Source organism: Streptomyces sp. NPDC101151 (assembly GCF_044768335.1).
Taxonomy (GTDB): Bacteria; Actinomycetota; Actinomycetes; order Streptomycetales; family Streptomycetaceae; genus Streptomyces.
The window spans coordinates 436369-458907 of record NZ_JBIWPP010000001.1 but is presented as its reverse complement, the minus strand read 5'-3'; the positions used below and the strand labels follow the sequence as shown (position 1 = coordinate 458907).

22 protein-coding genes and 1 tRNA gene are annotated in these 22539 nt (G+C 70.7%); 16 read left to right on the top strand and 7 right to left on the bottom strand.

The features are described 5' to 3' along the window. The first annotated feature begins 90 nt into the window (after window positions 1-90). Window positions 91-525: a winged helix-turn-helix transcriptional regulator gene (locus tag ACIRU3_RS02195; RefSeq protein WP_404050064.1), complete on the top strand. Its 435-nt coding sequence runs from the start codon at window positions 91-93 to the stop codon at window positions 523-525. Here ACIRU3_RS02195 and ACIRU3_RS02190 read toward each other — a convergent pair. The 5 genes from ACIRU3_RS02190 to ACIRU3_RS02170 all read right to left on the bottom strand — a co-directional run bounded on the left by ACIRU3_RS02190 (window position 515) and on the right by ACIRU3_RS02170 (window position 7300). Beyond that, window positions 515-1576 (bottom strand): 2-oxoacid:ferredoxin oxidoreductase subunit beta, encoded by a 1062-nt coding sequence (locus ACIRU3_RS02190; RefSeq protein WP_404050061.1) that lies wholly within the window; start codon window positions 1574-1576, stop codon window positions 515-517. The two genes, ACIRU3_RS02195 and ACIRU3_RS02190, sit on opposite strands and share 11 nt — an antisense overlap. After that, a complete protein-coding gene (locus ACIRU3_RS02185; RefSeq protein WP_404050059.1) occupies window positions 1569-3497 on the bottom strand; it encodes a 2-oxoacid:acceptor oxidoreductase subunit alpha in 1929 nt (642 codons plus the stop codon). The genes ACIRU3_RS02190 and ACIRU3_RS02185 overlap by 8 nt, the downstream gene beginning before the upstream one ends. 284 nt (window positions 3498-3781) lie before the next feature. After that, entirely contained in the window at window positions 3782-4492 is a 711-nt protein-coding gene (locus ACIRU3_RS02180) for a LuxR C-terminal-related transcriptional regulator (RefSeq protein WP_404050056.1), read from the bottom strand. A gap of 98 nt (window positions 4493-4590) precedes the next feature. After that, a complete protein-coding gene (locus ACIRU3_RS02175) occupies window positions 4591-5955 on the bottom strand; it encodes a sensor histidine kinase (RefSeq protein WP_404050053.1) in 1365 nt (454 codons plus the stop codon). Between the two features lie 163 nt (window positions 5956-6118). Then, window positions 6119-7300 (bottom strand): sensor histidine kinase, encoded by a 1182-nt coding sequence (locus ACIRU3_RS02170; protein WP_404050050.1) that lies wholly within the window; start codon window positions 7298-7300, stop codon window positions 6119-6121. Window positions 7301-7518: 218 nt separating this feature from the next. On the opposite strand from ACIRU3_RS02170, the gene ACIRU3_RS02165 reads away from it, so the two are divergent. The 12 genes from ACIRU3_RS02165 (at window position 7519) to ACIRU3_RS02110 (ending at window position 19165) form a co-directional block, all read left to right on the top strand. Beyond that, window positions 7519-7935, top strand: a complete 417-nt coding sequence (locus ACIRU3_RS02165; protein ID WP_404050047.1) for an NADH-quinone oxidoreductase subunit A — start codon at window positions 7519-7521, stop codon at window positions 7933-7935. Beyond that, entirely contained in the window at window positions 7926-8576 is a 651-nt protein-coding gene (locus ACIRU3_RS02160) for an NADH-quinone oxidoreductase subunit B (protein WP_404050045.1), read from the top strand. The genes ACIRU3_RS02165 and ACIRU3_RS02160 overlap by 10 nt, the downstream gene beginning before the upstream one ends. Next, the gene (locus ACIRU3_RS02155) at window positions 8573-9913 is read left to right on the top strand and encodes an NADH-quinone oxidoreductase subunit C (protein WP_404050042.1); all 1341 of its coding nucleotides are present in this window, start codon (window positions 8573-8575) and stop codon (window positions 9911-9913) included. Before ACIRU3_RS02160 ends, ACIRU3_RS02155 begins: the two co-directional genes overlap by 4 nt. Continuing rightward, window positions 9910-10878: an NADH-quinone oxidoreductase subunit H gene (locus tag ACIRU3_RS02150; protein ID WP_404050040.1), complete on the top strand. Its 969-nt coding sequence runs from the start codon at window positions 9910-9912 to the stop codon at window positions 10876-10878. Before ACIRU3_RS02155 ends, ACIRU3_RS02150 begins: the two co-directional genes overlap by 4 nt. 110 nt (window positions 10879-10988) lie before the next feature. Beyond that, window positions 10989-11483, top strand: a complete 495-nt coding sequence (locus tag ACIRU3_RS02145) for a 4Fe-4S binding protein (RefSeq protein ID WP_404050542.1) — start codon at window positions 10989-10991, stop codon at window positions 11481-11483. Then, the gene (locus tag ACIRU3_RS02140) at window positions 11480-12133 is read left to right on the top strand and encodes an NADH-quinone oxidoreductase subunit J (protein ID WP_404050037.1); all 654 of its coding nucleotides are present in this window, start codon (window positions 11480-11482) and stop codon (window positions 12131-12133) included. The genes ACIRU3_RS02145 and ACIRU3_RS02140 overlap by 4 nt, the downstream gene beginning before the upstream one ends. Continuing rightward, window positions 12133-12519, top strand: a complete 387-nt coding sequence (gene nuoK, locus ACIRU3_RS02135) for an NADH-quinone oxidoreductase subunit NuoK (RefSeq protein ID WP_404050035.1) — start codon at window positions 12133-12135, stop codon at window positions 12517-12519. The genes ACIRU3_RS02140 and nuoK overlap by 1 nt, the downstream gene beginning before the upstream one ends. Then, window positions 12516-14537, top strand: a complete 2022-nt coding sequence (locus ACIRU3_RS02130; RefSeq protein ID WP_404050032.1) for an NADH-quinone oxidoreductase subunit L — start codon at window positions 12516-12518, stop codon at window positions 14535-14537. The genes nuoK and ACIRU3_RS02130 overlap by 4 nt, the downstream gene beginning before the upstream one ends. 6 nt (window positions 14538-14543) lie before the next feature. Beyond that, window positions 14544-16118 (top strand): NADH-quinone oxidoreductase subunit M, encoded by a 1575-nt coding sequence (locus ACIRU3_RS02125; protein ID WP_404050030.1) that lies wholly within the window; start codon window positions 14544-14546, stop codon window positions 16116-16118. Continuing rightward, window positions 16115-17650 (top strand): NADH-quinone oxidoreductase subunit N, encoded by a 1536-nt coding sequence (locus ACIRU3_RS02120; RefSeq protein ID WP_404050028.1) that lies wholly within the window; start codon window positions 16115-16117, stop codon window positions 17648-17650. The genes ACIRU3_RS02125 and ACIRU3_RS02120 overlap by 4 nt, the downstream gene beginning before the upstream one ends. A 262-nt stretch (window positions 17651-17912) precedes the next feature. Next, on the top strand, window positions 17913-18776 hold the full coding sequence (htpX, locus tag ACIRU3_RS02115; RefSeq protein ID WP_404050026.1) for a zinc metalloprotease HtpX: 864 nt from the start codon (window positions 17913-17915) through the stop codon (window positions 18774-18776). Continuing rightward, window positions 18773-19165, top strand: coding sequence for a YccF domain-containing protein (locus ACIRU3_RS02110; RefSeq protein ID WP_404050022.1), 393 nt, complete (start codon window positions 18773-18775; stop codon window positions 19163-19165). Before htpX ends, ACIRU3_RS02110 begins: the two co-directional genes overlap by 4 nt. A 1-nt stretch (window position 19166) precedes the next feature. On the opposite strand, the gene ACIRU3_RS02105 is transcribed toward ACIRU3_RS02110, so the two are convergent. Beyond that, on the bottom strand, window positions 19167-20444 hold the full coding sequence (locus ACIRU3_RS02105) for an APC family permease (RefSeq protein WP_404050020.1): 1278 nt from the start codon (window positions 20442-20444) through the stop codon (window positions 19167-19169). A 155-nt stretch (window positions 20445-20599) separates the two neighbouring features. Here ACIRU3_RS02105 and ACIRU3_RS02100 point away from each other — a divergent pair, with 155 nt between their 5' ends. Then, entirely contained in the window at window positions 20600-20866 is a 267-nt protein-coding gene (locus ACIRU3_RS02100; RefSeq protein WP_404050018.1) for a GlsB/YeaQ/YmgE family stress response membrane protein, read from the top strand. A gap of 74 nt (window positions 20867-20940) precedes the next feature. On the opposite strand, the gene ACIRU3_RS02095 is transcribed toward ACIRU3_RS02100, so the two are convergent. Further along, window positions 20941-21429 (bottom strand): YajQ family cyclic di-GMP-binding protein, encoded by a 489-nt coding sequence (locus ACIRU3_RS02095; RefSeq protein ID WP_404050015.1) that lies wholly within the window; start codon window positions 21427-21429, stop codon window positions 20941-20943. A gap of 245 nt (window positions 21430-21674) precedes the next feature. Here ACIRU3_RS02095 and ACIRU3_RS02090 point away from each other — a divergent pair. Beyond that, window positions 21675-21756 (top strand) — tRNA-Tyr (locus ACIRU3_RS02090). Between the two features lie 358 nt (window positions 21757-22114). Continuing rightward, entirely contained in the window at window positions 22115-22513 is a 399-nt protein-coding gene (locus ACIRU3_RS02085) for a hypothetical protein (protein ID WP_404050012.1), read from the top strand. Window positions 22514-22539 lie beyond the last annotated feature (26 nt).

The window sequence follows — 22539 nt, the reverse complement described above, 5'->3', positions numbered from 1 at the left end:
CTTCAGAACTCCTTGTGGGGTGGCTGTGGCACTCACCCTAGGAGCTGCACTAACCAGAAGAAAGTACCCACTTTGAAGTAAGGTACTGGCATGGTGGTAAGTACCGCGCGAGTGCGCAACGGAGCCGACGCCGAAGCCATGTGCCCCTACCGGCTCGTCCTGGAGCACGTCACGAGCCGCTGGGGTGTCCTCGTCCTGATCGAGCTGATCGACGGCTCCCTGCGGTTCAGCGAACTGCGTCGGGCGATCGACAAGGTGGGCCGCATCAGCGAGAAGATGCTCACCCAGACCCTGCAGACCCTGGAGCGCGACGGCCTGGTCCACCGGGACGCCAAGCCGGTCATTCCGCCCCGTGTCGACTACTCGCTCACCGACCTCGGCCGCGAGGCGGCGGAGCAGGTGCGGTCGCTGGCCCAGTGGACGCACGACCGCCTGGGCGCGGTCGAGAAGGCCCGCCGGGACTACGACGAGGCCCGGGAAATCCAGTCCCGGGCCTCGCGATCGGAAGGCGGCGTCAGCCGATGACCGTCCAGGTGTCCCCGCCGGCCAGCAGGGCGGCCAGGTCGCCCTTGCCGTGCTGTTCGATGGCCGTGTCCAGCTGCTCGGACATCTGGCTGTCGTAGACCGGCCGCTCGACCGAGCGGAACACACCGATCGGGGTGTGGTGCAGCGTGTCGGGATCGGCGAGGCGGGAGAGGGCGAAGGCGGTGGTGGGGGACGCGGTGTACGCGTCGTGCACCAGGATCTCCGCCTCGTTCTCCGGGGTCACCGTCACCACCTCCAGGTCGCCGGTCCGCCGGTCTCGTACGACGCCACGCGCTCCGTCGGCGCCGAACCGGATCGGCCGCCCGTGCTCCAGGCGGATCAGCGCCTCTTCGGCCTGCTGCTTGTCCTTGAGTGCGTCGAAGGCGCCGTCGTTGAAGATGTTGCAGTTCTGGTAGATCTCGATCAGGGCCGTGCCCTGGTGGTCGGCGGCCGCGCGCAGTACCTCGGTCAGGTGCTTGCGGTCGGAGTCGATCGTGCGCGCGACGAAGGACGCCTCCGCGCCGATCGCCAGCGACACCGGGTTGAACGGCGCGTCCAGCGAGCCCATCGGGGTCGACTTGGTGATCTTGCCGACCTCGGAGGTCGGGCTGTACTGGCCCTTCGTCAGGCCGTAGATCCGGTTGTTGAACAGCAGGATCTTGAGGTTGACGTTGCGCCGCAGGGCGTGGATCAGATGGTTGCCGCCGATGGACAGGGCGTCGCCGTCGCCGGTGACCACCCACACGCTCAGGTCCCGGCGGGAGGAGGCCAGGCCCGTCGCGATGGCGGGGGCGCGGCCGTGGATGGAGTGCATCCCGTAGGTGTTCATGTAGTACGGGAAGCGGGACGAGCAGCCGATGCCGGAGACGAAGACGATGTTCTCCTTGGCCAGGCCCAGCTCCGGCATGAACCCCTGGACGGCGGCCAGGATCGCGTAGTCACCGCAGCCGGGGCACCAGCGCACTTCCTGGTCGGACTTGAAGTCCTTCATCGACTGTCTGGCCTCCGCCTTGGGGACCAGCTGCAGCAGCCCGTTGGTGGCGTCACTCATCGATGGCCTCCTTCAGCGCGGCGGCGAGCTGCTCCGCCTTGAACGGCATGCCGTTGACCTGGTTGTACGAGTGGGCGTCGACCAGGTACCTCGCCCGGATCAGGGTCGCCAGCTGACCGAGGTTCATCTCGGGGACGACCACCTTGTCGTACCGCCCCAGCACCGCGCCGAGGTTGCGCGGGAAGGGGTTGAGGTGGCGCAGATGCGCCTGTGCGATCGACTCGCCGGCCGTGCGCAGCCGCCGTACCGCCGCCGTGATCGGCCCGTAGGTCGAGCCCCAGCCGAGGACCAGCGTCTTCGCCTCGTGCGGATCGTCGACCTCGAGGTCCGGGACCTCGATCCCGTCGATCTTGGCCTGGCGGGTGCGGACCATGAAGTCGTGGTTGGCCGGGTCGTAGGAGATGTTGCCCGTGCCGTCCTGCTTCTCGATGCCGCCGATGCGGTGCTCCAGGCCCGGCGTGCCCGGGATCGCCCACGGGCGGGCGAGCGTCAGCGGGTCCCGCTTGTACGGCCAGAAGACCTCGGTGCCGTCCTCCAGCGTGTGGTTCGGGCCGGAGGCGAACTGCACACGCAGGTCCGGCAGCTGGTCCAGGTCCGGGATCCGCCATGGCTCGGAGCCGTTCGCCAGATAGCCGTCGGAGAGCAGGAACACCGGCGTGCGGTACGTCAGCGCGATCCTGGCGGCCTCCAGCGCCGCGTCGAAACAGTCCGCCGGGGTCTTCGGGGCGACCACCGGGACCGGCGCCTCGCCGTTGCGCCCGAACATCGCCTGCAGCAGGTCCGCCTGCTCGGTCTTGGTCGGCAGACCGGTCGAGGGGCCGCCGCGCTGGATGTCGACCACCAGCAGCGGAAGTTCCAGCGACACCGCGAGCCCGATCGTCTCGCTCTTCAGGGCGACACCGGGGCCGCTCGTCGTGGTCACCGCGAGCGAGCCGCCGAAGGCCGCCCCCAGCGCCGCGCCGATGCCGGCGATCTCGTCCTCCGCCTGGAAGGTCCGCACGCCGAAGTTCTTGTGCTTGCTCAGCTCGTGCAGGATGTCCGACGCCGGCGTGATCGGGTACGAGCCCAGGAACAGCGGCAGATCCGCCTGCTGCGACGCGGTGACCAGGCCGTAGGCCAGAGCCAGGTTCCCGGAGATGTTCCGGTAGGTGCCGACCGGGAAGGCCTTGGCGGCCGGGGCGACCTCGTAGGAGACCGCGAAGTCCTCCGTCGTCTCCCCGAAGTTCCAGCCCGCCCGGAACGCGGCGACGTTGGCTGCCGCGATGTCGGGCTTCTTCGCGAACTTGGTCTTCAGGAACTTCTCGGTGCCCTCGGTGGGCCGGTGGTACATCCAGCTCAGCAGGCCGAGGGCGAACATGTTCTTGCTGCGCTCGGCCTCCTTGCGGGAGAGCTCGAACTCCTTCAGCGCCTCGACGGTGAGAGTGGTCAGCGGTACCGGGTGCAGGTTGTAGCCGTCCAGCGAGCCGTCCTCCAGCGGGGAGGCGGCGTAGCCGACCTTCTGCAGGGCACGCTTGGTGAACTCGTCCGTGTTGACGATGATCTCGGCGCCGCGCGGCAGGTCGCCGATGTTGGCCTTCAGGGCGGCCGGGTTCATCGCGACCAGCACGTTCGGCGCGTCGCCCGGGGTGAGGATGTCGTGGTCGGCGAAGTGGAGCTGGAACGAGGAGACGCCGGGCAGGGTGCCGGCGGGGGCGCGGATCTCGGCGGGGAAGTTCGGGAGAGTGGAGAGGTCGTTGCCGAAGGACGCGGTCTCCGAGGTGAACCGGTCACCGGTGAGCTGCATGCCGTCACCCGAGTCCCCCGCGAACCGGATGATCACCCGGTCCAGGCGCCGCACGTCCTTCGCTCCGCCCGGTTTGCGCTGCTCTCCGACCACGGTTCCGTCGGCCTGCTCCGCTGGGCTGCTGACCTGGCTGGTCACTGAACTGGACCTCCTTCGAGGCGGCTGTCCGGGCGTGGTCTTCCCAGGGACCATCCCAGAATCAACCCTACGTCGGTTAGGGTCGCCTTCCCGTGGCCATCCGCATGGTGGACGGCTTTTCGAGACGGCAGGTAGCGCTGACTTCTAAGCCTTCCCGCAGCGCTGGAACATCGATCAAGTCGCTCCCGCGCATTTCCTCGGTCTCCGCTCCGGCCTCCGCCCGGGTGTCCGGCTCCCAACAGAAGCCGGACGGACTGACATACTGCTGACACAGTGTCAGCCCGTTACGAGTTCAGGTAGGTCAGAACGGCCAGAACACGCCGGTGGTCGCCGTCACTCTGGGACAGTCCGAGCTTCACGAAGATGTTGCTGACGTGCTTTTCCACGGCACCGTCGCTGACCACCAGCTGCCGGGCGATGGCCGAGTTCGTCCGCCCTTCGGCCATCAGCCCCAGCACCTCGCGCTCACGCGGGGTGAGCCCCGCCAGTACGTCCTGCTTGCGGCTGCGCCCGAGCAGCTGTGCGACCACCTCGGGGTCCAGTGCCGTACCGCCCTCGGCCACGCGTACCACCGCGTCGACGAACTCCCGCACCTCGGCGACCCGGTCCTTGAGCAGATAGCCCACGCCCCGGCTGGATCCGGCCAGCAGTTCGGTGGCGTAGCGCTCCTCCACGTACTGTGACAGCACCAGCACGCCGAGCCCCGGGTGCGCCTTGCGCAGCCGTACGGCCGCCCGCACCCCCTCGTCGGTGTGCGTCGGCGGCATCCGTACGTCCGCCACCACCACGTCGGGCAGCGTGCCCTGGGCGTCCAGGTCGGCGATGGTCTTGATCAGCGCCTCCGCGTCCCCGACGCCTGCCACGACGTCGTGCCCGCGGTCGGTCAGCAACCGGGTCAGGCCCTCCCGAAGCAGCACCGAATCCTCGGCGATGACCACCCGCACCCTGTCCTCCACGATCTCCCGGCCCCCCACTGCCCGACCTTCCGACGGCATCCTGTACGGAAGTCCAGCATTCCAGCATTCGGGCTTTTGTGCGCAGGAGCCAGGGAATCAGGGGTGTTGTAGGGGGGTGTCGTCACGGATGCGGGCACTCAGGCCCGCCAGGGCAGCTCGGCGATCACCCGGGTGGGGCCGCCCGCCGGTGAGTCCACCACCAGGACGCCGTCCACCGCGTCCAGGCGTCCGGCCAGGCCCGCCAGGCCCGAGCCCCGCATCGCGTCCGCGCCGCCCACCCCGTCGTCCATGATCTGGACCAGCAGCCGGTCCTCCGAGCGCCACACGTCGACCGAGGCGGACCGGGCCCGGCTGTGCTTGCTGATGTTCTGCAGCAGCTCGGACACGGTGAAATAGGCGATGCCCTCGATGGCCGGGGCCGGCCGGGCCGGCAGGTCGACCTCCACCTTCACCGGGACCGTGCAGCGGGAGGCGACCGAGGACAGGGCCGCGTCCAGGCCCCGGTCGGTCAGTACGGCCGGATGGATGCCGCGGGCCAGGTCACGCAGCTCCTGCAGGGCCGTCTTCACCTCGCCGTGGGCGTCCTCCACCATCCGGGCAGCCGCCCGCGGATCCTCCTGCAGCTTCTCCTTGGCCAGGCCCAGATCCATGGCCAGGGCCACCAGCCGGGCCTGGGCCCCGTCGTGCAGGTCCCGCTCGATGCGGCGCAGATCGGCGGCCGCCGTGTCGACCACGACCCCGCGGTCCGACTCCAGCTCCACGACCCGCGCCGACAGTCGCGACGGCCCGAGCAGCCCGCGCACCAGCAGCCCGTCCACCGTGGTCAGGGCTCGTACGATCCACGGCGTGGCCAGCGTGAACAGCAGGCCGACCAGCGCGGTCACGGTGATCTCGAACGGGTTGTCGAGGTAGACGCTGTGGTGCTCGTCGCCGTACAGCTGCAGACCGCCCTGACCGCCGTACATCGGGAACAGCCAGAACCACAGCGGGTACGTCAGCAGCGCCCAGCCGTACGTCCAGAAGCTCACCGCCACGACGAAGGAGAACACCGCCCAGGGGAACTGCAGCAGCGCGTACAGCAGATGCCGCCACGACGTGCCGCTCTTCAGCACCGCGCCCATCCACCCGAACACGCCGGGCTTGGCCGACCGCAGCGGCTCCGGATCGGCCACCTCCAGGCGCAGCAGCGCGCGCGCCCGCGTGCGCTCCAGCGCGCCGAAGCCCCGGCAGCCGGCGAGCGCCGCAGCCAGCACCGGGATCCCGAGGAAGGTCACCAGCAGGCCCGCGCCGAGCGCCACCATGGTCACCGTCCAGCTGAACAGCACGACCGCGATGGGCAGGCTGAGCAGCACATAGCCGAACTCGCGCCAGCTGCGTGCCTCGACGGGCGCCCGCAGCGCGGCGGGCAGCAGGTGGCGGCGTTCCCCGCCGGGGGCGGGGAAGCCGGATCCGGCCGGGTGTCCGTGTCCTTGCCCGTACCCCTGTCCGTACTCCGTGGCCATCGGTGTCGTCCCGTTCTCCTCGTCCTGGCGGCGGTGCTGCCGTCACTCCAAGCCTGGTGCGCAGCGGCTTCGCGGGCCATGGAGGCCGTCGGCCTCTTGAACCGGGGGTTTTCCCCACCCCGGGGGCGGGCCCGCGCCCGGGGCGCCGGCCGCGCCGGTGCCGCTACTCCGTGCGGTCCCGCCAGGGCAGCTCGGCCGTGACCACCGTCGGACCCCCGACCGGCGAGTCGACCATGAACAGGCCGTCCACCGCGCCCAGCCGGTCCGCCAGGCCCCGCATCCCGCTGCCGCTCTCCAGCCGGGCGCCCCCGCGGCCGTCGTCCCGGACCTGGATCAGCAGCCGGTCCTCCGAGCGCCACACGTCGACCGAGGCGGAGCGCGCCCCGCTGTGCTTGCTGACGTTCTGCAGCAGCTCGGAGACGGTGAAGTAGGCGATGCCCTCGATGGCCGGGGCCGGCCGGGCCGGCAGGTCGGCGGTCACCTTCACCGGGACCGTGCACCGGGAGGCGACCGAGGACAGGGCCGCGTCCAGGCCCCGGTCGGTCAGCACGGCCGGATGGATGCCCCGGGCGAGATCCCGCAGCTCCTGCAGCGCCAGCTTCACCTCGCCGTGCGCCTCCGCCACCATCGCCGCGGCCGTGTCCGGGTCCTCCAGCAGCTTCTCCTTGGCCAGGCCAAGGCCCATCGCCAGGTTCACCAGCCGGGCCTGGGCCCCGTCGTGCAGGTCCCGCTCGATACGGCGCAGGTCGGCGGCCGCGGTGTCGACCACGACCCCGCGGTCCGACTCCAGCTCGGCGATACGGCGCTCCAGCTCGTCGGAGGGCGACAGCAGGCCGCGCACCATCGCCCGGTCCACGTTGGCCAGCCCCCGCGCGATGAACGGGAGCACCGGCCACAGCACGAACAGCGAGGTCAGAGCGATGCAGAAGGTGAGAATGCCCCACGGCAGCCGGATGAAGTCGTACAGCAGCGTCCGCCAGCCCACCGGGTCCTTCAGCGCCAGCCACAGCCGCTGCATCGGCCCTCCGCCTCTGGCGATCGGCAGGGGCGTCGGCTCCTCGACGTGCACCCCGAGCAGCGCGCGGGCCCGGATCCGCTCCAGCTTGCCCAGCTGCCGGGCGCCCAGCAGACAGGCGGCCAGCAGCGGAAGTCCGATCACCGTGAGGGTGAGGACTCCGCTGACGAGCACCACGGTGAACACATAGGTGAAACCGAACAGCGACACCGGCAGGTTCAGCAGGAGATGCGAGATCTCCTTCCAGGTGTGCGTTTCGAGGGCGAACCGGGCCGGCGGAAGGCGGTCGGTGCCGTCGGTCCGGTCGGCGGCGGAGGCGGGAGCGGTCATACCGGCCAGCCTGCCGTGCCCGGCACCCGTTGCGCCATGCGGTCCACCGCCCCTGTGCACTGGGGAAAACCCCACCCCGCGCACGCTCCTCACGTCTCACGGTGTGACGGGCTGCTTACCGTGTCTTTATCAGGGCCTAGACTCCCGTGCGTACAGATCCTCGAATCACGTTGCATCACAGGGTTCACCAAGTCACGAGGTCAGGGAGCGAGGCGACGGTGCGGGAGACGTTGGGGGACTCGACGGTCGCCGCGGCGGACGTCGCGGCCGACTACTTCCAGTCCTACTCGGTCGTGGGACTGCTCGCCCTCGTGGGCGTGCTCTTCGTCGCGGTCGCCTTCGGCGCCGGCCGCCTGCTGCGGCCGGTCGTGCCGACCCCGGAGAAACTCCTGACCTACGAGTGCGGCGTCGACCCCGTCGGCGAGGGCTGGGCCCACACCCAGGTCCGCTACTACGTCTACGCCTTCCTCTACGTGATCTTCGCGGTCGACTCGATCTTCCTGTTCCCCTGGGCGACGGTCTTCGCCGCCCCCGGCTACGGGGCGACGACCCTGGTGGAGATGTTCATCTTCCTCGGCTTCCTCGCCGTGGGTCTGCTGTACGCCTACAAGAAGGGGGTTCTGACATGGACGTGAACCCGTCTGCTCCGGAGCCGCTGCCGATTCTCGAGCCGAAGCGGCTCGGCGCCCTCGCCCGGCTCGCCCCCGAGCCGATGAAGGTGGTCCTGAACTGGGGCCGCCGCTACTCGCTGTGGGTGTTCAACTTCGGCCTCGCCTGCTGCGCGATCGAGTTCATCGCCGCGTCGATGGCCCGCCACGACTTCATCCGCCTCGGTGTCATCCCCTTCGCGCCGGGTCCCCGGCAGGCCGACCTGATGGTCGTCTCCGGCACCGTGACGGACAAGATGGCCCCGGCCGTGAAGCGCCTGTACGAGCAGATGCCGGAACCCAAGTACGTCATCTCCTTCGGCGCCTGCTCCAACTGCGGCGGCCCGTACTGGGACTCGTACTCCGTCACCAAGGGTGTCGACCAGATCATCCCGGTCGACGTGTACGTCCCCGGCTGCCCGCCGCGCCCCGAGGCGCTGCTCCAGGGCATCCTCAAGCTCCAGGAGAAGATCGCCCGCGAGTCGCTGGCGGAGCGGTACGGGACCGGCCGGGCGTCCACGGCCGCCCTGCAGAGCGGCCTGGTGAAACCCCCGGCGCCCACATCGGCCTCCGTCTCCGCTTCCGCCTCCGCTTCCGCCTCCGCTTCCGCCGAGGGGGACGTGCGATGAGCACGGCCGGCTGGCTGCCCGCCCCCGCCGAGGAACTCTTCGGTACGCAGGCCACGGCCGAGGAGTCGTACGAGGTCCTGACGGTGGACGTCCCGCCGTCCTCCTGGCTCACCGCCCTGGAAACGGCCCGTACGACCCTGTCCTGCACCTACTTCGACTGGCTGAGCGCGGTCGACGAACCGGGCACGGGCTTTCGTGTCTCCGCCCACGTCGTGGCCCTCTCACCGGTCCGCCGCCTGCTGGTGCGTACGACGGTCCCGCACGAGGCACCGACGCTGCCCTCCGCCGTCGGCGTCTACGCCGGCGCGGCCTGGCACGAGCGCGAGACCCACGAGATGTTCGGGGTCGTCTTCGAGGGGCACCCGGGCCTGGAGCACCTTCTCCTCCCGGAGACCTTCGAGGGACACCCCCTGCGCAAGGACTTCGTGCTCGCCGCCCGCGTGGCCAAGGCCTGGCCCGGCGCCAAGGAGCCGGGCGAATCCGACCACGGCGGCCCGAAGCGCCGCCAGATGCTGCCGCCGGGTGTCCCGGACCCGAACGAGTGGGGCCCGCTCAAGGGCCAGCTGCCCGCCGCTCCGGCCCGCCCGGCCCGGGGGGCGCGCGCCGCGGGCGAACGTCCGGTGCGCGCGGCCGGAGAGCGCGCCGCGGCCGGAGAGCGCGCCGCGGCCGGAGAGCGCCCGGTACGGCGGACACGCACGGCGGCGGAGGGCACGGCGAGCCAGACGGGGGAGGCCGCAGAGGCTGCTGGTGGCGCCGGTGCGGCTGCTGGAGCTGCTCCAGCAGCCGGAGCCGCTGCCCGGCCGCGTCGGACGAGGAGCGCGAGCGAGGGCTCGGTGAGCCAGGCGGAGACACCGGCCGAGGGCACGACGGAGGAACCGGCCACGGAGGCCCCGGCGGCGCAGGAGCCCGGTTCGGCGCCGGCACGGCCGGTGCGCCGCGCACGCACCGCCTCGCAGGGCTCGGCCTCCCAGGGGGCCCAGGCACCGGAGCCGGCTTCGGCCGAACCGGCGTCGGCCGAACAGGACAGCGCCGCTCGCCGGAGCGCGGCCCCGCGCAGCTCGGACGCCCCCTGGCACCACGCGCGCCCGGCCTTCGACGAGCAGCAGAAGCGGGAGCAGGCACGGGAGCCGGAGCAGGCACCGGAGCCTGAGCAGGCAGCGGAATCGGAGCAGGCACCGGAGCAGAAGCGGGCACCGGAGGCGAACCGTGCGCCCGAGCCGCAGCCGGAAACGCAATCGCAACCGCAATCGCAACCGCAGCCGGAAACGCAGCCGGAAGCCCCTACGCCGACCGAAGACCGCAGCACCCCCGACGAACCCACAGGAGGCCCGCAGTGAACGACGCGCTGGACGTCGCCCTGCGACTCCTCGTCGTGTTCGTCGTCTTCCTCACCTTCCCGCTGATCGTCGGCCAGACCGAGCACAAGGTGATGGCCCACATGCAGGGCCGCCTCGGCCCGATGTACGCGGGCGGCTTCCACGGCTGGGCCCAGCTCATCGCCGACGGCGTGAAGTTCGCGCAGAAGGAGGACGTGGTCCCGGCGGGCGCCGACCGCCGTGTCTTCCAGCTGGCACCCGCCGTGGCCCTGCTGCCGTACCTGCTCGTGCTGCTCGCGATCCCGATCGGGCCGAGCGAGGGGGCGGTCGGCCAGGTCCTGGACGCGGGCGTCTTCTTCGTGCTCGCGGTGATGGGCGTCGGCGTCCTCGGCTCGCTCATGGCCGGCTGGGCAAGCGCGAACAAGTTCTCCCTGCTCGGAGGCCTGCGCACGGCCGCACAGCTGCTCGCCTACGAACTCCCGATGCTGCTCGCCGCGGCCTCCGTGGCCATGGCGGCGGGAACCGTCTCCCTCCCGGGCATCCTCCACGCCTTCCACTGGTGGTGGCTCCCCTGGCAGATCGTCGGCGCGGTCGTGTTCTTCGTCGCCGGTCTCGCCGAGCTGCAGCGCCCGCCGTTCGACATGCCCGTCGCCGACTCGGAGATCATCTTCGGCGCGTACACCGAGTACACCGGCCTGCGCTTCGCGCTGTTCCTGCTCGCCGAGTACGCCGGAATCATCGTCCTGTGCGGTCTGACCACCGTCCTCTTCCTGGGCGGCTGGCACGGCCCCTGGGGCGCCGAGGGCCTGGGGTGGGTGTGGACCCTGCTCAAGGCCGCGATCCTCGCCTTCGTGGTCATCTGGCTCCGCGTGACCTACCCCCGCCTGCGCGAGGACCAGCTCCAGAAGCTCTCCTGGACCCTGCTCGTCCCCCTCTCTCTCGCCCAGATCGCCCTCACCGGCATCGTCAAGGTGGTGATCTCGTAATGTCCCGCCCGTCGCCCGACCACCGCCCCTCAACGACGCCCTCCGGGCGGCCCCGCCTGTCGATCCCCGGCTCCGGCCTTGCCAAGGGCCTGGCCGTCACCCTCCGCACGATGACCAGGAAGTCGGTCACCGAGCAGTACCCGGACGCCCAGCCCGAGCTGCCGCCCCGCACCCGCGGGGTGATCGGCCTGTTCGAGGAGAACTGCACGGTCTGCATGCTGTGCGCCCGCGAGTGCCCCGACTGGTGCATCTACATCGACTCCCACAAGGAGACGGTCCCGCCGGCCGCCCCGGGCGGGCGCGAGCGCAGCCGCAACGTCCTCGACCGGTTCGCCATCGACTTCTCCCTGTGCATGTACTGCGGTATCTGCATCGAGGTCTGTCCTTTCGACGCGCTGTTCTGGTCCCCGGAGTTCGAGTACGCCGAGACCGACATCCGCGAGCTCACCCACGAACGCGACAAACTCCGCGAGTGGATGTGGACCGTCCCCGCCCCGCCCGCCCTGGATGCCGGCGCGGAGGAGCCGAAGGAGATCGCCGCCGCCCGCAAGACCGCCGAGAAGCTGGCGGCCGCCCAGGCCGCCCCGCAGGAGGGGGAGTCGTGAGCCTCGCCGCAGCCCAGCACGGCTTTCTGTCCCCGACCGGTGTCGAGATCGCCTTCCTGCTCGTCGGCCTGGTCACCTTCGGCGCGGCCCTCGTCACCGTCACCACCCGGCAACTGGTGCACGCCGCCCTGTGGCTGGTGGTCACCCTCGGCGGACTCGCCGTCGAGTACCTCCTGCTCACCGCCGAGTTCATCGCCTGGGTGCAGGTCCTCATCTACGTCGGCTCCGTCGTCGTCCTCCTCCTGTTCGGTCTGATGCTCACCAAGGCCCCCATCGGCCGCTCCCCGGACGCCGACTCCGGCAACCGGTGGGCCGCCCTCGCCGTCGCGGTGGCGGCCGCCGGCGCCCTGGTGTGGGTGGTCGTCGACGCGTTCCGCGCGACCTGGATCGACCTGGACGGCCCGGCCGCAGGCAGCACCCGTGTCACCGGCGAAAGCCTGTTCCAGAACTGGGTCCTGCCCTTCGAGGCCCTCTCCGTCCTTCTCCTCGCGGCCCTGGTCGGCGCGATCGTCCTGTCCCGCAAGGCGAGGGCGGACACGGCCTCCGGCACACCGGGTACGGCCTCCGGCACACCGGGCACGGCCTCCGGCACACCGGGCACCGCGGACACCCCCGTGGCCGCCTCCGGCGAGAAGGAAGGCACCCGCTGATGCACCTCGCCTATCCCGCCGTCCTCTCCGCCCTCCTCTTCTGCACCGGCCTGTACGGCGTCCTCGCCCGCCGCAACGCGATCCTGGTCCTGATGTCGGTCGAGCTGATGCTCAACGCCGTCAACCTCAACCTGGTCGCCTTCGACGTCTGGCTCAGCCGGGCCGCCGAGGAGACCCTGCACTCCGGTCAGGCGCTGACCCTGTTCACCATCGCCATCGCCGCCGCCGAGATCGGCATCGGCCTGGCGATCGTGCTCGCCGTGTACCGCAACCGCGGCACCTCCGACATCGACAAGCTTCGTGACACCGCCGAGGGCCACGGCGACGACACCGACGGCCCCGACACCGACGCCCCCGCGGCCGAGAAGGCTGAGGCCACCGCGTGACCACGACCACCCTCGCCGTCCTCGTCCCCCTTCTGCCGTTCCTGGGCGCCGTGGCAGGCCTGCTCCTGGGCCGTACCGCCCCCGGTTTCGTCCGCCCGCTCGCCGTGCTGCCGGCCCTGGCCGCGCTGGTCCTGGCCGCCCTGGTCGCCGTACGGCAGGGCGGCGGTCAGGCCATCGACTCCCGCACGGAGCTGACACCCACCGGCTCGGTGCCGATCGAGCTGGGCCTGCACATCGACGGCTTCGCCGCGCTCGTCGCCGTCCTGGTGGCCTTCGTCGCGACCTGCGTGCAGATCTACTCGACGGGCTACCTGCGCGACGACCCGCGCTACCCCTCCTACGCGGCCCTCGTGTCCCTGTTCACCTCCGCGATGCTCCTCGTCGTCTACTCGGGCGACCTGATCGTGCTGCTGGTCGGCTGGGAAGTCATGGGCATCTGCTCCTACTTCCTGGTCGGCCACTACTGGGAGACACCCGAGGCCCGCGCCGCCTCCCTCAAGGCCTTCCTGGTCACCAAGCTCGGCGACGTGCCGTTCCTCATCGGTCTGTTCGCCCTGGCCACCGACGCCGGGTCGTTCCGCATCACCCGGGTCCTCGGCATGGCCGCCGCCGGCGGACTCGACCATCCGACCCTGATCGCCCTGCTGCTGCTCGCGGGCGTGGCCGGCAAGTCGGCGCAGTTCCCGCTGCACACCTGGCTCCCCGACGCGATGGCGGGCCCGACGCCCGTATCGGCACTGATCCACGCCGCGACGATGGTCGCCGCCGGTGTCTACTTCGTCGCCCGTCTCCTCCCGGTGTTCGAGGCGTCCCAGGCCGCGATGGTGGTCCTCGCCGTGATGGCCGCCGTCACGATGGCCGGCTCCGGCCTCGCCGCACTGGCCCAGGACGACATCAAGCGGGTCCTCGCCTACTCGACGATCGGCCAGCTCGGCTACATGACCGGCGCCCTCGCCGTCGGCGACCGCGGTGCCGCCGTCTTCCACCTCCTGTCGCACGGCGCCTTCAAGGCGTTGCTGTTCCTCGCGGCCGGCGTGATCATCCACGCCGCCGGCACCAACTCGCTGGCCGCCATGTCCCGCATGAGCCACCTGCGCGACCGCGTCCCGGACGCCTACTGGACGATGACCGTGGCGCTCCTCGCGCTCGCCGCCGTCCCGCCCTTCAGCGGCTTCTTCTCCAAGGAGTCCGTCCTCGGCGCCGCCGAACACGTGGCCACCGGCCACACCGACCACGCCCCCGGTGCGGCGGGCTGGATCGTCCTCGTCGCCGGTCTGCTCTCGGCCCTCTTCACCGCCGCCTACGCCACGCGCCTGTGGCTGCTGGCTTTCCGCGGCCGAGGTGCCGAGGCTCCCGACCACGGCCGCCAACCGCTCACGATGACCGTGGTGCTGTGGGTCCTGACCGTGCCGTCCCTGGCCTTCGGCGGGCTCGCCTACCGCTCCCTGCCCGGGTGGTTCGACGGTCGTGACCTGACCCCGACGCTCCTCACCTCCATCCTCGGCACCGGCCTCGCGCTGGTCGGCGGACTCCTCACCTACGGCGCCTGGCAGCGCACCCGTGCCCTCGCCGCACACGTCCCGGCAGCGCCCGCGCCGACCTTCGACTGGGAGCGCCTCGAGGGAGAGGCCGCCGCACACCCGGAGGGCGACGCGAGCCTGGTCGAGGCCCACGCCCTCACCGACCACGGGCCGGCCCGGCGCGACCTGGCCCACGCACCCGACCCCGGCCGGCTGCTGCTCGGCCCGCTCTACCGGCCCGCGGCCGTCGGCTTCCACCTGGACGCCGTGTACGCGGCGCTGTTCGTCCGCCCGGTCCAGGCCGGAGCGAGTCTCGTCCGGTTCCTCGACCGCGAGGTCGTCGACACCTACGTGCGCGGCGCGGCCGCCCTGCCCCGGATCCTCGGGGCCGCCGTACGGCGCGCACAGACCGGCAACGTGCAGACCTATGTGAGCGCGCTGCTCGCCGGCACCGTCGTCCTGGCGGTGGCCGTTCTCCTCGTCGCCACGGGAGCGTGAGCAGGCGTGATCGATATCAACGAGTCCGTGATGCAGTTCCTTCTGGCGTTCGTCGTCGTCGGCCCGCTCCTCGGTGCCGCCGCCGCTCTCCTGCCGGCCCCGCCCGGGCTGAAGGGGAAGTCGCCGGGGCAGGCCGTGCTGCGGCACGGCGTGACCGTGACCGGCGTGATCCTCATCGCCGCGATCGTCCTCGCGCTCGGCTTCGACCACGACCATCCGTCGAAGATGCAGGCCACGACCGACATCAGCTGGATCCCGGCACTCGACGTGCGGATCCACCTCGGAATCGACGGCATCTCCCTCCCCCTTCTGGTCCTCACCGCGCTGCTGACCTTCCTCTGCGCGCTCTACTCGTACTTCAAGCTGCCGTCCGGCGGGTCCCCGAAGGCATTCGTCGCGCTGCTGCTCCTCCTAGAGTCCGGCACGCTCGCGACCTTCGCCGTCCTCGACCTGCTGCTGTTCTTCCTGGCCTTCGAGATGGTGCTCATCCCGATGTACTTCCTCATCGCCCGCTGGGGCGGCGAGGGCCGGACCCGGGCCGCGTGGAAGTTCATCCTGTTCACGCTGCTCGGCTCCGTCGTCATGCTGCTCGGCCTGCTCCTGATCGGAATCAAGGCGGGCACGTTCGACATGGTGGCACTCGCCACTGACAACGGCCGGTCGCTCACCACATCCGTGCAGGTCGTCGCCGTTTTGGCGATCGGGATCGGACTCGCGGTCAAGACACCGATGTGGCCGCTGCACAGCTGGCTGCCCGACGCCCACACCGCAGCCCCGACCGTCGGCTCGGTCCTGCTGGCCGGCGTACTGCTGAAGATGGGTACGTACGGATTCGTTCGAATCCTGCTGCCGGTGGCTCCGGACGGCTTCCGCACCTTCGCGCCCTACCTCGCCGCGTTCGCCGTGGTCGGGATCATCTACGGGTCCCTGGCCTGCCTGGCCCTCGCCAAGCGGGGCGCGAAGGGCGACCTGAAGCGTCTGATCGCCTACTCCTCCGTCGGCCACATGGGCTTCGTCCTGCTGGGCATCGCCACCATGACCCCGACCGGCGTGAACGGCGCGCTGTTCGCCAACATCGCCCACGGCCTCATCACCGGCCTCCTGTTCTTCCTGGTCGGCGCGTTGAAGGACCGCACGGGCAGCACCGACCTCGACACCCTGGCCGAGGAGACGGGCGCCGCCCTGTACGGCAAGGCCCCGCGCCTGGGCGGCCTGCTCGCCTTCGCCGCCGTGGCCTCGCTCGGCCTGCCCGGACTCGCCGGGTTCTGGGGCGAGATGCTCGCGCTGTTCGGAGCCTTCGACCCAGCCGCCGGCCTCAGCCGGCCCGCGTTCCTCACCTTCATGGCGATCGGCGCGTTCGGCACCCTGCTGACAGCCGCGTACATGCTGATCGTGGTCCGCCGGGTGTGCATGGGCGCCGTACCCCAGGACATGCCGAAGCTTGCGGACGTCCGCGGCTACGAGTTCGCGGCCTGGACCCCGCTCGTCGCCCTCACCGTCGTCGCCGGACTGTGGCCGAGGGCCCTGCTCGGCCTGACCGACCCGGCCGTGCAGCAGCTCCTCGCAGGAGGCACCCGATGAGCGCCCTGGCCCAGCCACTGGCCCAGTCCACGGCCCTGTCCGCGGTCCAGTCCGTCGACTGGCTCGCCATCGCGCCGCCGACCATCGCCGCGGTGGTCGCGCTCGCCGTGCTCGTCGCGGACCTGTTCGTGCCGGAGGCGCGCAAGCCCCTGCTCGGCTGGGTCTCCGTCGCGGGTCTCGCCGCCGCCACGCTGATGCTGCTGCCGCTGCTGGACGGCGACCGCAGCACCTTCTGCCTGACCGGCGACGCGCGCGTGTGCAGCTACACCGCCGACCCCTTCACCCTCGTCATCCAGTTCCTCGTCCTCGGCGGCGCCCTGCTCGCGGCCCTGCTGTCGGTGACGAACCTCAAGGACGAGCAGCGGCGCGTCCCGGCGGGGGAGTTCTGGTTCCTGCTGCTGTCCTCCGCGGCCGGCGCCGCCCTGCTGCCCGCCTCCCGCGACCTGGCCACGCTGATCGTCGCCCTGGAGGTCGCCTCCCTGCCCGCCTTCGCCCTCGTCGGCATCCGGCACGGCGACAAGCGGTCTTCCGAGGCGGCCCTGAAGTTCTTCCTGTCCTCGGTCAGCGCCACCGCGGTGAGCCTGATGGGCATCAGCTTCGTCTACGCCTCCACCGGCACCCTCTACCTCACCCAGGTCGCCCAGCGGATCCAGCACGTCGACGGACAGCTGCACACCCTCGCCCAGACCGGCGTCGTCCTCACCCTCGTCGGCTTCGCCTTCAAGACGGCCGCCGTCCCCTTCCACTTCTGGGTTCCCGACACGTACGTGGGCGCGCCGCTGCCCATCGCCGCCTACCTGTCGGTCGTCGGCAAGGCGGTTGGCTTCACCGGCCTGATCCTGGTCACCGTCGTCGCCTTCCCGTCGTACGCCGACGTCTGGGGGCCCGCGCTCGCCGCGCTGGCCGCACTCACCATGACCGTGGGCAACGTCGGCGCCCTGCGCCAGCAGGCCACGCGCGCGTACAGCGCCGTACGACTGCTCGCCTGGTCCTCCGTCGGCCAGGCCGGCTACCTGCTGGTGCCGATCGCCGCCGCCGGGTACGCCGAGGACGGCCAGAAGGCGATCGGCTCCACGGTCGCGTACGCCCTCATGTACGCCGCCGTGAACCTCGGCGCCTTCGCGGTGGCCGCCCTGGTGGGCCGTACCAAGTCCCTGAACCGGATCAGCGACTACCGGGGCCTGTACGCCTCCAACCCGGGTGCGGCCCTTCTCCTGGCCTTCTTCCTGCTGTGCCTCGCCGGGCTGCCGCCCGGCGTCATCGGCCTGTTCGCCAAGGTCACCGTCTTCTCGGCGGCCGTCGACGCGGGTCTGGGCTGGCTCGCCGTGGTGATGGCCGTCAACGTGGTGATCGCCCTCTTCTACTACCTCCAGTGGACGGCCCTGCTGTTCCGCGCCCCCGACGGCGAACCCGCCCGGCACCGGGCCCCGGGCCCCCTCACCGCCGCACTCGCCCTCACCGGCGTCCTCGGCGTGGCCCTCTCCGGCGCACCCCAGCTGGTCCTGCGCTTCGCGGCCACCGGACTGTTCTGAGGACACCCGCCACGCATGTCCTGAGGTTCCGCCCTCGCCTGTCCTGAGGGACCACCGCGCGTGTTCTGAGGACCCGCCACGCGCGTGTGTGGCGCATCCGCGCTCCCACGCGTGCGAAAGGCCGAAAGAGCACGTCATCCGTATGGCCGAACCGAGCCCCCGCACGCACAAGGGAACTTGCGACCGCCGCCTGGCGTTGACCAGAGCGGGAGGGTCCACTGGACCAAAGGGTTCCCCTGCTGCACGACTTGGAGGGCGTACCGTGCACCGCCGGCACAACGGGCTCAGGACCGCAGTACTCCTCGGGGGACTGTCCGCACTCATCATCGTCATCGGCAGCTTCTTCGGCCGTACGGGACTGATCGTGGCGGTCGTGATCGCGCTGGGCACGAACGCCTATGCGTACTGGAACAGCGACAAGCTGGCGCTGCGCGCGATGCGCGCCCGCCCGGTGAGCGAGTTCGAGGCCCCCGCGCTCTACCGGATGGTCCGCGAGCTGTCCACGCAGGCCCGCCAGCCCATGCCCCGCCTGTACATCTCCCCGACCGAGGCACCCAACGCCTTCGCGACGGGCCGCAACCCGCGCAACGCGGCCGTGTGCTGCACCGAGGGCATCCTGCGTCTGCTCGACGAGCGCGAGCTGCGCGGCGTCATCGGCCACGAGCTGAGCCATGTCTACAACCGCGACATCCTGATCTCCTCTGTGGCCGGCGCCCTCGCCTCGGTGATCATGTTCCTGGTCAACTTCGCCTGGTTGATCCCGATCGGCCGCTCGGACGACGACGACGGCCCGGGCCTGTTCGGCCTGCTGCTGATCATGATCCTGGGCCCGCTCGCCGCCACCCTCATCCAGCTGGCCATCAGCCGCTCCAGGGAGTACGAGGCCGATGCCTCGGGCGCCCAGCTCACCGGCGACCCACTGGCCCTCGCCAGTGCCCTGCGCAAGCTGGAGACCGGTATCCAGCAGCTCCCGCTGCCCCCTGAGCCCAAGATCGAGACCGCGAGCCACATGATGATCGCGAATCCCTTCCGCGCGGGCCAGGGACTGACCAAGATGTTCTCCACGCACCCGCCGATGGCGGAGCGAATCGCCCGGCTCGAGAAGATGGCAGGACGCAACCAGTGAAGACCATCCTGAACGTCATTTGGCTCGTCCTGAGCGGCTTCTGGCTGTTCCTCGGCTACCTGCTCGCGGGTGTGCTGCTGTGCATCACGATCATCGGCATACCCTTCGGCATCGCGGCCTTCCGCATCGGCGTCTACGCCCTGTGGCCCTTCGGGTACACCACGGTCGAGCGCCACGACGCGGGCGCGCCCTCCTGCCTCGGCAACGTGCTGTGGCTGGTCCTGGCCGGCTGGTGGCTGGCCCTCGCCCACATCACCACCGGCATCGTCCTGTGCCTGACGATCATCGGCATCCCGTTCGGCATCGCCAACTTCAAGCTGATCCCGGTCTCCCTGCTGCCGCTGGGCCGCGAGATCGTCCGTACGGACCAGCCGTTCGCGGCGCGCTGACCTACCGCCCCGGAGCCCGGTCGGCCTCGCCTGCGCCGCGTCCCGCCCACCATCGCCGTACGCCGTAGGCCGCCACACCCAGGGCCAGCACACCTGCCCCCACGGCGACCGAGAGCGCCGGGAGCGCGAACGCCAGCGTCACGCAACCCAGCAGCCCCACGGCGGGTACCAGCCGTGCCGAGAGGGCCGGGCTCAGCGTCCAGGCGGAGGCGTTGGCCACCGCGTAGTAGACGAGCACGCCGAACGAGGAGAAGCCGATGGCGCCGCGTACGTCCACCGTCGCGGCCAGCGCGGCGACCACGGCGCCCACGGCCAGCTCCGCCCGGTGCGGGACCCGGAACCGCGGATGAACGGCGGCCAGCGCTCCGGGCAGATGGTGGTCGCGGGCCATGGCGAGCGTCGTCCGGGACACACCGAGGATCAGCGCGAGCAGCGACCCCAGAGCGGCCACCGCGGCCCCCGCCCGCACCACGGGCGCGAGCCCCGGCGCCCCGGCCGCCCGCACCGCGTCGACCAGCGGAGCCGCAGCGTGCCCCAGCCGGTCCGCGCCGAGGACACCGAGCACAGCCACGGCCACGCACACGTACACCACCAGTGCGATACCGAGAGCCAGCGGGACGGCGCGCGGAATGGTGCGCGCGGGATCCCGCACCTCCTCGCCCAGGGTCGCGATCCGCGCGTACCCGGCGAAGGCGAAGAACAGCAGACCGGCCGCCTGAAGCACCCCGCCCACACCCGACGGCAGCCCGATGCCGAGCCGCCCGGCATCCGCCTCCGCGGAGGCAAGACACACGACCACCACGCAGGCGAGGACGGCCAGCACCACGGCCACGATCACGCGCGTCAGCCACGCCGACTTCTGGATGCCGCCGTAGTTCACGGCGGTCAGCGCCACCACGGCCGCCACCGCCACCGCGTGCGCCTGCCCCGGCCACACATACGCCCCCACGGTGAGCGCCATGGCCGCACAGGAGGCCGTCTTGCCGACCACGAACGCCCAGCCGGCGAGATACCCCCAGAACGGGCCCAGTCGCTCCCTGCCGTACACGTACGTTCCGCCCGACGCCGGATAGCGGGCCGCCAGGCGGGCCGAGGACATGGCGTTGCAGTACGCCACCACGGCCGCGACCGCCAGCCCCAGCAGCAACCCTGGCCCGGCGGCACGCGCGGCGGGGCCCAGGGCGGAAAAGACGCCGGCCCCGATCATCGAGCCGAGCCCGACGACCACGGCGTCCCGCACGCCCAGGGTGCGGCGCAGTCCGGCGCCGGAAGGTGTCATGGGCCGCACCCTACTGATCGCCGCAACCGGGTGGCGGATCCGTGGCGTCCTCTTCATCGACACGGCACGAACACGCGCGCGACGGACAGCCGATCCTCACCGGAATTTCAGAGGCAGGACAGTGCGGACACAGCGCGGGAGGGCAGGTTCACGGCATGACGATCATCAGTTGGATCATTCTGGGGCTTCTGGCCGGAGCCATCGCCAAGGTCCTGCTGCCGGGCCGTGACCCGGGCGGCTTCATCGGCACGACCCTCATCGGCATCGCGGGCGCGTTCATCGGCGGCTGGATATCGGCCCGCTGGCTGGACCACCCGGTCACCAAGAACTTCTACGACGGCGCGACCTGGGCCGCCGCGATCGGCGGCTCGCTCGTCCTGCTGATCGTCTACCGCGTTCTGTTCGGCAACTCCCGCGACTGACACGACGACGCACGCGTCAGAAAGGGTGGGCACCCGAAGGTGCCCACCCTTTCTGCTCGTCACCTGCCGGTGTCCTACCGGTAGTTCACGAACTGCAGCGCGAAGTCGAAGTCCTTGCCCTTCAGCAGGGCGATCACGGCCTGCAGGTCGTCACGGTTCTTGGAGGTGACCCGCAGTTCCTCGCCCTGGACCTGGGCCTTCACGCCCTTGGGGCCCTCGTCGCGGATGATCTTCGCCACCTTCTTCGCGTTCTCCTGGGAGATGCCCTCCTCGATCGACGCGAAGATCTTGTACTCCTTGCCGGAGAGCTGGGGCTCGCCCGCGTCCAGCGCCTTGAGCGAGATGCCCCGCTTGACCAGCTTGGACTGGAAGACGTCGAGGACTGCGTTCACCCGGTCCTCGGAGTTCGCCTCCATGAGGATCTTTTCACCGGACCACGAGATCGAGGCACCCACGCCCTTGAAGTCGTAGCGCTGCGAGATCTCCTTGGCGGCCTGGTTGAGGGCGTTGTCGACCTCCTGCCGCTCGACCTTCGAGACGATGTCGAAACTGGAGTCGGCCATGTCCTGTGGCTCCTTGTATCGGGGTGCTTGTCGGTGTGCGTATCGGGTGCGTGGCGGCGGCCGCCGAGCCCGGCCCGGAGCCGAGCCGCATCCGCACCAGCCGAGCCGCATCCGCACCAGCCTAGCCACCCCGCGACCTGAGAGGCGCAGATCAATCGGGTGGCGAAGCACCCCTCGGCATCGGGTATTGTTTACGTCGTTGCCAGGGAGCACCGCCGAAAGGCGGTTCGAACGGCAGCAACCCCGGCGGTGTGCCCGAGCGGCCAAAGGGAGCAGACTGTAAATCTGCCGGCTCAGCCTTCCCAGGTTCGAATCCTGGCGCCGCCACACTGGGGAAAACCCCCTCCAATCAGCCATTACGGCAGGTGGGAGGGGGTTCCTTCGTTCTTGCCCGTTGTTCGATGCAGCCTCGGAATCGAATGCCCGGTCTCACCCCGTGCCGCCCGAATCTCACCTCTGATCAGGGCGTGTCCCCCGGGCAGAGCACGGGTCACTAGGGCTCGTTCCACTCACGCATGGCAGGTCCACAGACTGCCCGACTCGCCGGAAGCTCAAGGGGCCATGATCGCTCGCCCCATGGCAACTCCCGCCCAGAGTCTCGCAGCCAACCTCTCAGCGTCGTCGACCGCAGACCGGCAGGCGCCGGTGGCGAGCGGCCTCACCTGGGCGTATACGATCCCCGGCCATGAAGCGTTCGATGATCGCGCTGGTCAGCGCAGGAGCAATCACACTGGCCCTGGGCGGCTATGCCGTCGGCGCGACGCGGCACGACAGCGCGGCCGAGCGGTCCGCGACGTGTGAGCAGGCCAACCAGGACTTTGAGAAGCGAGCCGGACAGCTTCGGAAGCAGAAGCAACGAGAGTCCCACGATGACGACTACCTCAACTCCATGAGCGCGGACGTGACAACGACACGAGTGAAGATCCTCAGCACGATCGTGGTGCAGAATCCGACGTGCTTCGGAGCTGGAACTCGTGCGACAGCGGCGTATCTTCAGCAACATCGTTCCGAGGGCGAGGAGGATGCTGCCACGTGTGAACTTGCCGGCGTCCCCTCCAAGTACTGCCTGATCGCGACTGGCTGAAGTGGGCGTCTGCTCGGCGTCCCGTC